The sequence below is a fragment of the Brevundimonas nasdae genome (genome assembly GCF_016654005.1).
In the GTDB taxonomy this organism is placed as follows: domain Bacteria; phylum Pseudomonadota; class Alphaproteobacteria; order Caulobacterales; family Caulobacteraceae; genus Brevundimonas; species Brevundimonas nasdae.
Genome location: NZ_JAEPWN010000007.1, coordinates 178773 through 192993, shown reverse-complemented (window position 1 = coordinate 192993; position 14221 = coordinate 178773). Strand labels below are relative to the sequence as shown.

Genomic DNA, 14221 nt, shown 5'->3' with positions numbered 1-14221 from the left:
CCGGCTGAGGCCTCAGCGGCCTTTCGCCCCAAGCCATAGCCTTGCGGATACAGCGGCGCCGAACTGTCGTCGGGCCGTGCGGGATCCTGCGCCTGAACGGCGGCCATGCTCGACGGCAGTTCAAAGGGGAGACGCCCTTCCCCTTCCGCTCGACCGGTTACGACATCGAGCACGGCGGCGTCGCTGGCGCCGAAGGTGGCGATCAAGACGTCCGCCTTGTCGCGGACATTCGTGAGAATCGCCGGTCGATCCAGGTTCACGGCCACGGCGCTGCGGCGGGCTCGCCGCGCCTGCTTGATCGCCTCATAATCAGGATCGCCGTCACGGAAGTCCAACCGCCCCTCATTCTGACGCATGCCGAAAAAATGATACGGATGCAGGCGTTCAAATGGGGCGTTCACGCGCACGACCGCCAGATCGGCTTGAGCCGGATCATCGACCACGGTCCAGCCGCGGCTCAAGGCTTCGGCAGGGTCCAGATTATAGAGCCACACCTTTGACACCTGAACGTCCGATCCCACACGCTCAAGCACCACCTGCGCCTTGCGCTGCGCTGCGTCAGCCAGCGACTGGGAAGCCGGGTCCCCGACCACTCTCGCGGCGGCTTTGGGATCGACGTACGGACTGTCAAACAGACCAAGTTCGAACTTCAGTCGCATGATACGCCGCACGGCGTCGTCAAGGCGGGCGGTCGGCACGAGCCCTTCGCGCACGGCGTCCATGAGCATGGCGCCGTCGTTGACGCCGCCGAATTGATCGATGCCGGCGATCACCCCCTTGGCGAACCGCTGAGGTTGGCTGAGGGTTTCCACCCCCCACGGCATGCCGATATCCTTGCTCTGCTGAGGGTTCTCCGCAGTCGGCGCCGAACAGGCCGTGTCGCAATCGTTGGTGATCGCCCAGTCGGAGAGCACCAGTCCGTCGAACCGTTTCTCGACCCGCAAGAGGTCGGTCAGCAACTGCTTGTTGAACCCCGCCGCGACAGGTTCCAGCGGTTCTCCCTTAAGGGTCACGCCCTCTAGGATGGGATAGGTGGGCATCACGCCAGACGCCCTCGCGTTGAACGCGCCCTCAAACGCCGCGACGTGTCGAGCGAAGCTGGCGTTGTCCAGCCGGGCGACCCGTCCATAGACATTATGGCCGTCAAACCCGTTGGGCTGGGCGCCATAGCCGACCCAATGCTTGACGACAGTGGCGACCCCGGCCGCACCGGCGCCCGTGCGCCCTCCCTGGAACCCTTCCACATAGGCCTCCACCATTCGCGAGACGTGGGACGCGTCGGAACCGAAGGTCGCCGTCACGCGCGGCCAGCGGGGTTCGCTGGCTAGGTCAGCTTGGGGCGACAGGGCCATGTGGATCCCGACGGCCCTGTACTCGCGTCGCGCCGTATCGCCGAAGCGACGAACCAGATCCGTATCGCCGATCGCGGCGAGACCTAAAGTCTCTGGCCAAAGCGAGAAGCCGCCGCCCGCCGTGCTGGCGCCCAAGACCGCCTGAAAATGATTGCGCGGATCGGTGCTTATCGTAACTGGAATACCGAGTCGGGTCCCTTCTGCGATCCGCTGAACCGCATTGTTCTCCGCCGCGAGTTGTTCGGGCGGAACGACCAAGCGGGTGATAAAACTGTTGAGATGCCGCTCACCGATTAGCGTCCCGATCTGGGCGAGGTCATAGCGTTCTCCCCCATGCCCCAGAGCGTCTCCAGCGGGCAGACTGCCATGCATCATGGCCCCCACCTTTTCCTCCAGCGTCATCCGGCCCAGCAGGTCGTCCGTCCGCTCTTCGACCGTGCGACTGGCGTCCTCGTAGACGTCCATCCGCCCATTTTTGTTCAAATCCCGGAAGGACCCCGACTCCGCGTGCGCGGTCTGAACCGCCGCCGTCATGGCGGAGATGGCGCATAAGGCGATTTGCAATTTCATGAGCTGTTTTCATCCCAACCGCATCAAACTTGGTTTAGCGCTATACCTTGCCTCATGACATTGTTCAAACCGGCGGATTAAAGAGCCGATCGTTTACGCGCGCCGACGTTTCCTTGATCTTGCGAAATCCGAACGTTTGAGCGGCCGGGAAGAGCGCGGGCGTCACAGATGACCGGCGCATCATCACCTATGTGCTCGTGACGCCGCGTCCATCCTCAGACGTAAACACCGGCTGAAAACGAACGGGCGCCGCTTGGACTTCCTGGGTGAGGATATCCAGAGCAGCGTGCGCCATGGCTTCGAGCGGTTGAACGAGGCGCCTGATTTCGGGGGCCACCAGACTGACGCTGCCGCTGTCTTCCAGACACGCGAGTACCGGGCGTCGGCTGGCGGGCTGGGACTTGAGTGCTGTGAGAAGGCCGAGGGCCAGCGCGTCGTGGTCGGTCACGATCAGAGCGGGCGATTCGTCTTCCGCGACCAGGCGGCGCCCCCATTCCAGTCCAGCCCCGAAATCGCTGGAGGGCGCAGGGCAAAGTCGCACGGTGTTGGCGGCGGCCAAGACGGCCTCGCGTCTCTGGCGGGCCAGCCAGCCGTCCGCCTCACTGTGGACGAACGCCGCAGCGCCCCCGTCGACTGTCTCCAACAACGTGGTCATGGCCTGGGCATGATCGATCGAGACGAGGGCGCCGGCCAGCGCAGGATCGGCGTCGATGCGGACGAACGACACGGATCGCTCGGCCAGCATGGCCAGCACTCTCGGATCATCCGCCAAGGGACGCCAAAGGACCACGCCTTCAGGACGCAAGCGGTCAATCAGTCCCTCGACATAGGTGACCGCGCCTCCGCCAAGCGGGGGACGATCGACGATCAGATGTCGGCCCAGTTCGCGGCATCGCTCGACGGCGTGACGCTGGAAGCGCCCCGGCAGGTCGGACGTCCCATGACCGATCAACATAAGCACCATGAAGGATTGAGCGCGGGGAAGCCCCCGCGCAAAGGCGTTGCGTCGAAAGCCCAGCGTCTCAACCGCCTCCCGGACGCGTTGCGACGCCTCCGCGCTGACATAGGGCTGGTTGTTCAGCGCCCGCGACGCGGTCATCACCGACACGCCAGCCAAGGACGCGACATCCTTGATGGTCGGTCGGGTCAAGGGACTGAAACCTCACCTGTCATACGGTTGCTTCTGCGGCCTGGACTCATCGCTCGTCAATGGACCCGGCGTCACGGCCGAATCCGCGACGCACGAACCCGCGCCTCACCATTTAGGCGGGGAGACGTCGCATCGGTCCCGACAAACACCTTGTAGTCCCCGACCGGAACGGACCACCCAGGACGCTGCGTGTCCCAGTTCCCCAGCAACCGTCGATCAGCCGTCAAGGAAACGGTACGGCTTTCGCCCGGCGCAAGCGACACCGGCTCGAAGCCGATCAGGCGTTGCTGCGATCGGCCCGGCGACTCCGTCAAATAGACCTGCGGCACGTCCACTCCCGCACGATCGCCGGTATTGGCCACCTTAAAGCTGATGGTCAGGGTGTCGCCGCCTTCGACCTTCAGATCGCTGTAGGCGAAGTCCGTGTAGGACAGGCCGAAGCCGAAGGGGAACAGCGGGCGCGCGGCCTTGGCCTCGAACCAGCGATAGCCGACGTCGGACCCCTCGATCGTATAATCGACCGGAAAGCTCGGCCGCGCCTGGCCCATCGCGACGAGGCCGGCTGACGGCTGGTCGATGCCTGGAATGACAGGCCGAGGCAGTTGATCCACGGAGGCAGGGAAGGTCACCGGCAGTCGACCAGACGGATTGACGTCGCCGAACAGGATGTCGGCGATCGCCTCGCCGCCCTTGGCGCCCGAGTACCAGGCCTCGAGCACCGCCGGCACGCGCTCCAGCCACGGCATCACCACCGGCCCGCCGGTCTGGAGAACCACGATGGTGTTGGGGTTGGCGCGCGCCACGGCTTCGATCAGCGCTTCTTGATTGCCCGGTAGCGACAGGTCGGGCACGTCCACCGCCTCGGTGGTCCATTGACCGACGAAGATAATGGCCAAATCAGCCTTCGCCGCTAGGCCGACGGCCTCGGAGACATAGCGGCCGTGGGCGAACCGAACGGTGGCGTTCGGCGCCTCGGCCTTGATCGCCGCCAACGGCGACGACCCGTGATACAAGGCGTTGCTGAACGGCCCCATGGCGTTTTCGCCGCCGATGCGGACCGTGGCAGCCGGCCCGCCGGGCGCGGCGACCTGCGAAGATCCGCCGCCAGACAAGACGCCCACATCCGCCTGATCGCCGATCACCACGATGTTGCGGGCCGTGCGCGCAAGCGGCAGCAGATCACGCTCGTTCTTCAATAAAACCACCCCGCGTTCGGCCACGCGGCGCGCCACCTGAGCATGGGCGTCGAAATCGATGACGCCACCTGGCTGAGGCTGGTCGTCGAACATGCCGGTGGAGATCATGGTGCGCACGATCCGGTGCGCCGCATCGTCCACCCGTGTGACATACCGCGCGTCGCCGCCCGCCACCGCCTCGGTCAGCAGGCGTCCGAAATAGGGTTCCCGGTCAAGCTGCTCGCCGGACTGTTGATCCAGGCCGTTCAGCAGGGCCTCAGTCGAATGCACCGCCCCCCAGTCTGACATCACCCAGCCCTCGTAGCCCCAGTCGCGCTTGAGCACGTCGCTGAGCAGGGTCGGGTTCTCGCAGGCATACACGTCGTTGACGCGATTGTAGGCGCACATGACCGAACCGGGCTGGCCACGCTCGATCGCCAGTTGGAAGGCCAGCAGGTCGCTTTCGCGGCCTGCTGCCTCGCCGATGTTGGTGCTGTGGAAGTTGCGGCCGGTCTCGTTGCCATTGAAGGCGAAATGTTTGATGGTCGAGATGATGCGGTTGCTCTGAATCCCGCGAATAGATTCACCCGCTAGGACTCCGGCCAGAAGAGGATCCTCGCCCAGATATTCGAAGTTCCGGCCGTTGCGCGGGTCTCTGACCAGGTTGACACCGCCCGCAAGCAGGACGTTGAAGCCCTTGGCGCGGGTCTCGGCCCCGACCATGGCCCCACCCTCACGCGCAAGTTCGGGATCGAAGGTGGCCGCTAGCGCCAGGCCGGACGGCAGGGCGGTGGCGCCGTCGCCTCTGAGCCCGGCCACCCACGACACGCCTAGGCTGGCGTCCGTCTCCTTCAGAGCCGGCACGCCTAGACGTTCGACACCCGGCACATAGCCTGCGCCGGGAATTGCCCCTTCGGGGATCGGCGTGTCGCCGAAGAACGGCAAAGGCATGGTGCCGTGTAGCAACGACAGCTTCTCTTCCATTGTCATTTGCCCGACCAGGGCGGCGGCGCGCGCATCGGCGGCGGCGGCTTGGACTTGGGCCTGCGCATCGATCGGCGCGACCAAGGCGGTGGCGGCCAGAAGGGCGTGAGCGAAAGGTCTGAAAGTCATTTCCGTCCCCGTGGGCCCGCCTCGTGGCGCGCCTCATTGTTGTTAGACAACGTTACCATATCTAGTCGGTGGATTTTGGCAACTGGGATCGTAGGGTGGGGATCGAGTTTCAGCCGATCGGTACGGTATGGGGCGCTGCTGCGCTTTGGCCGTCTAACAGGCTATACGGCAACAGAACCGACGTCAGCCCCCTCCCCTCGACTAGAGCGTCGGCCACGTCCATCGCCGCCCATGCCATTTGCGTCAGCGGTTGGCGCACGGTGGTTAGGGTCGGCCAGCCCGCCATGACCGTCCGAAGCCCATCGAAGCCGACGATCGAAAGACTGGCTGCGGCAGGATCTTCGGACCGCAGCCGCGCGGCCCGGCGCACGCCGACCGCCATCATGTCATTGGAGGCGAAAACGGCGGTCGGAGGCTCGTCCAGATCCATCAAAGCCATCGCGGCCTCGAAGCCGGACGCCTCGGTGAACCAGCCCTGCCGAATCAGCCTTGGATCGATCTCGATTCCGGCGGTGCGCAGGGCGCGAACATAGCCCTGACGGCGCGCTTCCGCCGCGCCATGGCCAGGGTGGCCGCTGATCAGGGCGATGCGTCGATGCCCCAATGTCAACAGTCGCTGGGTCATCTCAGCCGCCGCCGCCTCGTCATCCATGCCCACGTAGAGGCAGCGGTCCAGGTCGAGGGTCGGCGCAATGCGAACCACCGGCGCGCCGGTGGCCTCCAGCGCCGAGATGACCCGCATATTGTCCGCCAGCGGCGTCGGCAGGATGAAGGCGTCCTTTGTCAGGCCGCCGGTCACGGCCCGGATCTCCGAGTCCAAATCAGCGTCCGCACGGACAATCTCGATCACCAGACTTGACCCGAGCGCCTGGCAACGGTCGATCAACCCTGTTTCCAGCTCGGCCAGATAAGCTTGGTTTTCGAGAAAGCCCTCGGCCGTCGCATAGGTGACAAGGCCGATCAGTCGGCTGCGCCCGCCACTCAGCCCGCGTGCGGCAAGGTTGGGCGTGTAGCCCAAGGCGACGACAGCCGCCCGCACGCGGTCGCGCACGTCCGCTCTTACCCCCGCCTCGGCGTTGAGGACACGCGACACCGTCTTGAAGGATACGCCGGCTCGGGCGGCGACATCCTTGATCGTCGGCTTGCGCGAGGTTGAAATCGGGGCTTTCGTCACGACTTGAGACTAGGCCGCATCAAAAGCGTTCGCCAGCCGGAAACCGGCTTTGGCTTGACGCCGCTTCGGAAAGCGATAGCGTGACCGGTAACGTTGTCAGCGCCAATCAGAGCGCCATCGGGAGGGACTACTCATGACCATACAATTTATCCGGTCTAGGCATCGCGTGGCCGGACGCCGGGGCGCCGCGCTCGCCGCCGCCTCAATCGGGGCTCTCATGCTCGCCGGCGCGACCGGCCAGGCCCAGGCCCAGACCCAGGCCGGCCCTGTCGCCACGACCACGACGGGCCAGGTCGCCGGTGTCACCGCAGAAGGCGTCACCGCCTGGAAGGGCATTCCCTTCGCCCAGCCGCCCGTTGGCCCGCTGCGTTGGCGTGCGCCCCAGCCGCCGCGCGCTTGGTCGGGCGTGAGGCCCGCAACTGAATACAGCAACGATTGCATGCAGATTCCCTTTGCTGCCGACGCAGCGCCGTTGGGGACGCCGCCGGCCGAAGACTGCCTTTATCTGAACGTCTGGAAGCCGGCTGACGCGCCAGCCGACGCCAAACTGCCTGTCGTGGTCTGGATTTATGGCGGAGGCTGGGTGAACGGCGGCGCTTCTCCCGCAGTGTATAGCGGCGCGCCGATGGCCAAGGAGGGCGTGGTCTTCGCCAGCTTCAACTATCGGCTGGGTCGCTTCGGCTTCTTCGCCCATCCCGCTCTGACGGCTGAGAACGCCGACAACGGCCATCTGGGCAACTACGGCTACATGGACCAGATCGCGGCCTTGAAATGGATCCAGGCCAATATCGCGGCCTTTGGCGGCGACCCCGACAACATCACCATCATGGGCGAATCGGCCGGGGGCGGATCGGTTCTGAACCTGATGACGACGCCCCTGGCTGCAGGCCTGTTCGACCGCGCTATTTCCATGTCGGCGCCCGCGCGCATGGACTCCAGCCTGAAGCCGCTGCACGCCGAGGGCAAGCCCGACGCCGAGGATGACGGCCAAGGCTTCGCCGAATGGGCGGGCGTCACCGGCGACGACGCTCAGGCGTTGGCGGCGCTTCGCGCTCTGCCAGCCGAAAAGATCGTCGAAGGCACCGGCATGGCCACCCGCCCCGTCGCGCCCGCCAGCGGCCCGATGATCGACGGCAAGATCATGGTAGGGGCCGACAGCGTCTTCCGCGCCCAGCAACAGGCGCGCGTTCCTCTGATGATCGGCGGCGTCACCGCCGATATCGGCTGGGGCCCGCCCCTGCCCCGCGACGAGATGCTGGCCCGCTTCCCTGACCCCGAAGCCGCCCGGGCCGCCTATGGCGACATCACCCCGGATGAGGCCTTCCGCTACTCCATCTATATGGACTCCTTCATGATCGAACCGGCTCGGTTCATCGCCCAAGAGCAGACCAAGGCAGGGGCGCCGGTCTGGCACTATCGCTACGGCTATGTGGCGGACACGATGCGCAGCGAATGGCCCGCCGTTCCCCATGCCACGGAAATCCCATTCTTCCTGGAAACGATCGACGCCCGGTATCCGGATAAGGTGACGCAGGCGGATCGCGAGGCCTCCAAGCTGATCGCCTCCTACATCGTCAACTTCGCCCGCGCCGGCGACCCGAACGGCGCCGGCCTGCCGAGCTGGCCGGTGTTCGACGCACAGTCTCAACCGGTGATGCGCTTCAACAACGATGGCGTCGAAGGCGGTCCCGATCCATGGCGTGCGCGACTGGACGTGACCCAGGCTGCGGCCGAAGCCACCCGCAAGTAACACGCAACCTTCCTAAGGGTGCTAAACTGACGGCGTCGCGATCATCGCGACGCCGTCTTCTTATGTCTGACAATTTGGCGACGGCGCCGCTCAGCCAAGCAATGCGCTGGCGGCGCACGCCCCACTGAACGTCCCTAGCGCGTCTCTTGCACTCGGCATCTCGGACAAAAAAGGGCCGCTGCAGAAAACCGCAGCGGCCAAGCCGGCGCTCAGGATGCCGGGGAAGAGACGCCTAGAAGCTGGCGGTCAGTTGGGCGCTGAACGTGCGACCGTAGGGGTGCGAATAGGCGCCGTTGAACACCGACTGGCTGGTGATCACGATCGGCGGATCTTCATCCGTCAGGTTCTGGATTGTCAGCGAGGCCCGAAGCCCCTTTACGAATCCACCCGCCGGCGCCCGGAATTCGGTGGCGTAGGCCAAGGTGGCGTCAGCCGTGACCCAGGCATCGACCTTTTGAGGCGTGATGGACGATCCCAGGGAATCGACCGCCAGATCATTCGTGTAGCCGCCCGTATAGTTGACGAACAGGTTGCCGCTGAACTCACGCCAGTTGGCGCCGAAGGACGCCCGGCCCCGCCATTCGATCGGCGTGCTGTAGAAGCCCAGGCGATCCTCGAACGGCTGCCCCTCCACGACCTGCTGCTCGTTGCTCATCGTCCAGCTGGCCGCCAGCGAGGCGTTGACCGACAACTCGCCGAACCGGCGATCGTAGAAGACGCTGGCGTCGATACCGTCCTGGCGCGTCGCCGCCAGATTGGTGTTGCGCTGGTCGATCAGCACATTGACGGCGCAGAAGTCTGGGATGCCGCCGTACAGCAGGGTGCGACCCAGGTATTGCTGCAACAACGGATCGGCCGTCGTCAGGTCGGCGTTCGAGCAGGTGGTCGGGTTGTTGATGGGGATGATATTGGCCGCAAAACCCCGATAATCGGGATAGAGGCCGGCCTGATACGCCCCCAACGCATCCGGAGACGCGATACGGCCCGTGTAGCGGATGTTGTAGTAGGTGGCGTTGAAGGTGAAGTCGCCCAGTTCGAGATCGCCCCCCACGGACCAGTTGGTGGCTTCTTCGGGCTTGAGGTCCGGGTTCGACCCCAGAACCAGCCCGACATTCGCCAAGGTCAGCCCCGCGCCCGGCAGGTTCAGGAAGCCGTTCGTCACGCGCGGGTCGCTATTGGACGACGGGAAGCCGAACGAGGACGAATAGGCGAACAGATTGACGTCCGGCAGCGACGGCGCCCGGAACGACGTGCCCCAGGACCCTCGAAGGCTGAAGGTGTCAGTGACATCCAGGGTCACGCCGATCTTGGGATTTGTGGTGTTGCCCACATCGGAATAGTCGTCATAGCGGACGGCCGCATCGACGATCAGGCTCTGGACCAGCGGCACGCCCATTTCCGGGCCGATAAGCGGCACGTAAAGCTCGCCGAAAGCCGACCATATGGTCCGATCCAGCTTACTGGTGGCCTCGGTCGTATCGAACTCGAAAGCATTCAGCGCCGTACGATTGGCTCCGTTGACATTGTAGTTGTAGGCTTCGTTGCGTTCGCCGCCGAAAGCCGCCCGCACCGTGCCGCCCGGCAGTTCGAACAATGGTCCGTTGAACTTGATCACGATGTCGTCCAGGCCGTTCCCGCTGCTCTGGATATTGTCGCCCAGCAGCGTCGCCAGCTGCGCGTCCGACAGCGGGGCGCTGCTCAGCGGATTGATGTCGCCTGTATTGATCCGATACTGCAGAGCCGTTGGGTTGAGATTCAACCCCGTCTGACAATAGTTGCACGCTTCATCCCGCCCGAAGGTATAGGACGCGTCCATCTTCCAATCAAAGGGCAGAAGCGCCCGGAAACCGGCGGTTATGCTGTAAGTTTCAGAGTAGTTGTTGAAGTTGCTCGTCCCGAAATCCTTAATGCCACTATATTGCACATTGAGGTTCGCCCCCGGCGCAACTCCGGGAATTCCGCTGATGTAGTAGGGATTCGGTGTCGCCGTGACGTTGCCGGCCGCATCATAAAGGAACGGCGACAGGGTGACGTTCTGGTTCACCGAAGCCAGAGAGCGCGAATAGGTCTCGCGCTTGCTGTAGGAGGCCTGCAGGAAGCCTTCGATGTGCCGGCCGAACTGCTGGTTGGCGAACAGCGAGAGTTGGTGTTTTTTCTGCTCGCCTACATAGTCGGTGTACTCGGCGGAATCCGTCAGATTGGGACGGTTCAACAACAGGTCCGAGGCGGACAGTCCGACGTTCGCGCCCGTCGGAAGACCGTAATAAGTGTAAGCGCCCGCTCTTGGCAGGGTCGGGTTCTGCGAACCGTCGGCGTTCTGGACATAGATGTTGGCGGGCCCGGAGACCGTCGCCGTCGTTCCGTTCAGCCGGTTGTCCGGCCCGCCGTATCGGGTCAAATCCTGCATCAGCAGCGGATTTTCCGATCGCAGATAGGCATCACGTGAGGTGTATTCATACGCCAGCAGCACATTGCCGCCGCCCATGCCGCCCAGATCGCCCCACATCTTGCCGGTCGTGAACGACGGAGAGTACTCGGTTCCGCCGGTCTGGTTGGTGACGCGAAGCGACGCCTCGACGCCTTCGAAGTCCTTGCGCAACACATAGTTGACCACGCCCGCGACGGCGTCGGAGCCGTAGAGCGCCGAAGCGCCGTCGGCGATCACTTCAACGCGTTCCACGGCGGCCAACGGCACCTGGTTGGCCTCAGTGAAGTTCGAGGCCGCGCCCGTTGCGACGAGACGGTGGCCGTCCACCAGCGTCAACGTCGCCTGGGCGCCGAGGCCGCGAAGGTTGATGGCGTTGCCCTGTTGGGAATTATAGGACCCCTGCGTCCCGCCTTCGCGGAAATCGCCGAGGTTTTTGACCTGCGGCAGGGTCCGGACCGCGTCGGCGACGTTGCTGACCCCGGTTCGCAGGATTTCCTCACGCGACAGGGTGACGGTTTCGCTGCCGACCGGCTTAACACCCGAGATGTTGGTCCCGACGGCGGTGACGACAATATCCTCGACGCTGGCGACATCACCGTCTTCCTCGGTCTGCGCGGCCTCGCCGGATTGGGGCAAAGGCGTCTGCTGCGCCCAGGCTGCGGGCCCAAAAAGGGTCGTGGCCAGCACGGCGCCCGCCGCAGTGGTCAGCCAACGCGCACGACGGTTACGGGTGGATTGAATGATCGTCTTCATGGTTTCCCCTCCTGACGCGCTCCCGACGCGCCTATTGTTTCGTTGCGGCGCAAGTCGGCGCCGAGCGCGGGTTCAGCCGCGCCATCTGTCTTGGAAAAACGGAAAGCCGCTTCCTTCCCTGCCGCCCGGACGCTCTGTCGGCGCCTCAAGCATGACAGCGTTCACATACCATCGAACAGCTGCAATGACAACGATACCAGACTCGTTTCACAGGGTCTTTTTGGGACAGGGGACCTCGGGCGAGGCCGGTGCGTCCGACAAGCGGATATCGGCGAGCGAGACGGTCAGCGGCGCCGTGGAAACGAGACTGAACGGTTGATCCACGGACCGCAGCTCCACGCCGCTTTGCGCCAGGCAGCGCAAAGGAATGGATATGGCGCGCCACTCGCCGACCGGTCCGGTCAGCGGCGCCAGATCGACGAAGGTCATGCCCATGCCCGTCCACAGGGCGCCGGTGATCGGCGTTTCGACACGGGCGCGGAACGTCAGGGCGCGATCGGCGCGCTCGGACAGGTCGATCCGGTCCCCGCCGATCCCAACCAGGGCCTGGCCCGAGAAGGCGAGCCGCAGGCTGTCTTCCTGGATCGCGCCGTCGGTCGGAGACCAAGCCACCGAGGCGCTGGCTCCGCGAGGCGACGTCACCGCCGTGACGCCCGCCGCATCGCGAATGCTCATCGTCCAGGGCGGCTGGAAACGGCCGGTGACGAAGAAGCGGTCCAGATTGACTGGCGGCAGATCGACGCCAGACACCTCGGGAAGCGTCCCGACCGAACCGGGCTTGGCGTAGGACAGGCCGTATCCATAGGCGAACAGCGGGTCATATCCCGGCTGGCCGACGTTGAGCGGCGTGCCCTCAGCCGTCCGCGGCCAGGAAAAGGTCAGACGGCCGGTGAAATCATGGGCGACCTTGCCCGACCGGTCCGCCACCAGCACATCGGCCACGCCCTGCCCTTGGGTTCCCGGCAGCCAGGCCGAAACGAAGGCGTCAGAGGCGTTGATCTCCGGGTTCATCCACAACGGGCGTCCCGTCAGGAAGACGGCCACAGTCGGCACGCCCGCCGCCTTCAACCGCTTCAGGATTTCGAGCGGTTTTTCGGGCCGGTAGTCCAGATGGCGAACGTCGCCCTGACCTTCCGCATAAGGCGTCTCGCCGAACACGACCACAGCGACGTCCGGCTTGTCCTGGAACTCGCCGTCGGCGCTGAGCGTCGCCTCACCCCCGGTCGCAGCCACAGCGTCCCTCAATCCAGCCCAGATCGACTGGCCGTTGGGGAAGTCGACGTTGCTGTTGCCCGTACCCTGCCAACTGATGGTCCAGCCGCCCGACGCCTGGCCGATGTCGTCGGCGTCGCCGGCCACCAGGACACGCGCGCCCGGCCGGATGGGAAGGACCGACCCCTCATTCTTCAGCAGCACCAGGGATTTTCGCACCGCCTCGCGGGCCAGCGCCAGATGATCCGGCGCGCCCAGACGATTCAACTCGCCCGCCAAGGCGTAGCGCGACGGTTCGAACACGCCCGCCTTGACCTTCACCCGCAGGATGCGGGTCACGGCGTCGTCCAGCACGGCCATCGGGATGCGCCCCGAGCGCACCTGGGCCAGGGTGTTGTCATAGAGGCCGCGCCAGCTATCCGGCGCCATATACATGTCCAACCCCGCCTCCAACGCCTCCGGGCAGCTGACGGTGGTGCAGCCCGGAAGTTGGCCGTGGGCGTTCCAGTCGCCGACGACGAACCCTTCGAAGCCCAACCGCCCCTTCAGCACATCGCGCAGGATGGTCGGATTGCCGGTGTGCTTGACCCCGTTCCAGCTGGAGAAGGACGCCATGATCGTCAGGGCGCCCGCATTGATGGCGTCCGGATAGCCGCCCAGGTGGATGTCGATCAGTTCGCGCTCGGTCACCTTGAAGTCGCCCTGATCATGGCCGCCGTCCGTGCCGCCGTCGGCCAGGAAGTGTTTGGCCGAACTGACGACACGTTCCGGGCCGATCGGCCGATCCGCCGACAGCACGCCCTGCAGACCTTCGACCATCGCCCCGGCGTAATCGACCTGAACGTCCGGGATCTCAGCATAGCCTTCCAGCGTGCGGCCCCAACGATCGTCCCGCGGCACCGCCAGGGTCGGGGCAAAGGTCCAGTCGGCCCCCGTGGCGGCGATCTCCTCGGCTGTCGCCGCGCCGATGCGCCGGATCAGGTCGGGATCGTGCGCCGCTCCCAGACCGATATTGTGCGGAAAGATGGTCGCGCCGAAGATGTTGTTGTGGCCGTGGACTGCGTCCACGCCGAACAGCAGTGGGACGCGCGCCCCCGGACGTTGCGCGGCGGCGGCGCGGAAGGCCGCAGCCAGATCGACCCACGCCTGGGCCGGGGCGCGGTCGTCGCCTCCCGGACCCGATGTGCCGCCCGCCAGGACTGATCCAAGCGGATAGGTCAGCAGATCTTCCGGCTTGATCGACGCGATGTCGGCCTGGATCGTCTGGCCGACCTTCTCTTCGATCGTCATCCGGGCCAGCAGGTCGCGCACAAAGGCTTCGGTCCGCGCGTCGGTCATAGCGGCGGGGCTGTGAGCCGCCGGCCACATCTCGGGGTGGGCCCGCGACGCCTCGGGAACGGGCGCCCCCGCGCCGGCCGACTGCATGGCGATCGTCAAGGCTGCGGCGATGGCGGTCGTGTTCATCATGATCTTCTCCCCCGCGGCGAACGCCGCGCTGTTTTCGCCCCTTGCGAGGTCTTTCGTTTTCGGTCCTGATAACCGGT

6 protein-coding genes and 1 pseudogene are annotated in these 14221 nt (G+C 65.2%); 1 reads left to right on the top strand and 6 read right to left on the bottom strand.

Annotated elements, in window-relative coordinates; genetic code table 11:
- Positions 1 to 38: 38 nt before the first annotated feature.
- The 4 genes and pseudogenes from JKF87_RS12230 to JKF87_RS12215 form a co-directional block, all read right to left on the bottom strand.
- A pseudogene (locus JKF87_RS12230) lies at positions 39 to 1724 on the bottom strand (glycoside hydrolase family 3 protein); the annotation flags it as partial.
- A gap of 385 nt (positions 1725 to 2109) precedes the next feature.
- Positions 2110 to 3072 carry a LacI family DNA-binding transcriptional regulator gene (locus tag JKF87_RS12225; RefSeq protein ID WP_201100174.1) on the bottom strand — a complete coding sequence of 321 codons (963 nt, stop codon included), beginning with the start codon at positions 3070 to 3072 and terminating at the stop codon, positions 2110 to 2112.
- 71 nt (positions 3073 to 3143) lie between these two features.
- Positions 3144 to 5360: a beta-glucosidase gene (locus tag JKF87_RS12220; RefSeq protein ID WP_201100173.1), complete on the bottom strand. Its 2217-nt coding sequence runs from the start codon at positions 5358 to 5360 to the stop codon at positions 3144 to 3146.
- Positions 5361 to 5469: 109 nt separating this feature from the next.
- A complete protein-coding gene (locus JKF87_RS12215) occupies positions 5470 to 6534 on the bottom strand; it encodes a LacI family DNA-binding transcriptional regulator (protein WP_201100172.1) in 1065 nt (354 codons plus the stop codon).
- Positions 6535 to 6667: 133 nt separating this feature from the next.
- On the opposite strand from JKF87_RS12215, the gene JKF87_RS12210 reads away from it, so the two are divergent.
- Positions 6668 to 8284: a carboxylesterase/lipase family protein gene (locus JKF87_RS12210; RefSeq protein WP_201100171.1), complete on the top strand. Its 1617-nt coding sequence runs from the start codon at positions 6668 to 6670 to the stop codon at positions 8282 to 8284.
- Between the two features lie 232 nt (positions 8285 to 8516).
- Here the strand turns inward: JKF87_RS12210 and JKF87_RS12205 are convergent, their stop codons facing one another.
- Positions 8517 to 11465, bottom strand: a complete 2949-nt coding sequence (locus JKF87_RS12205; protein WP_201100170.1) for a TonB-dependent receptor domain-containing protein — start codon at positions 11463 to 11465, stop codon at positions 8517 to 8519.
- Between the two features lie 207 nt (positions 11466 to 11672).
- Positions 11673 to 14141 carry a glycoside hydrolase family 3 protein gene (locus JKF87_RS12200; protein ID WP_370874347.1) on the bottom strand — a complete coding sequence of 823 codons (2469 nt, stop codon included), beginning with the start codon at positions 14139 to 14141 and terminating at the stop codon, positions 11673 to 11675.
- Between the last annotated feature and the right edge of the window lie 80 nt (positions 14142 to 14221).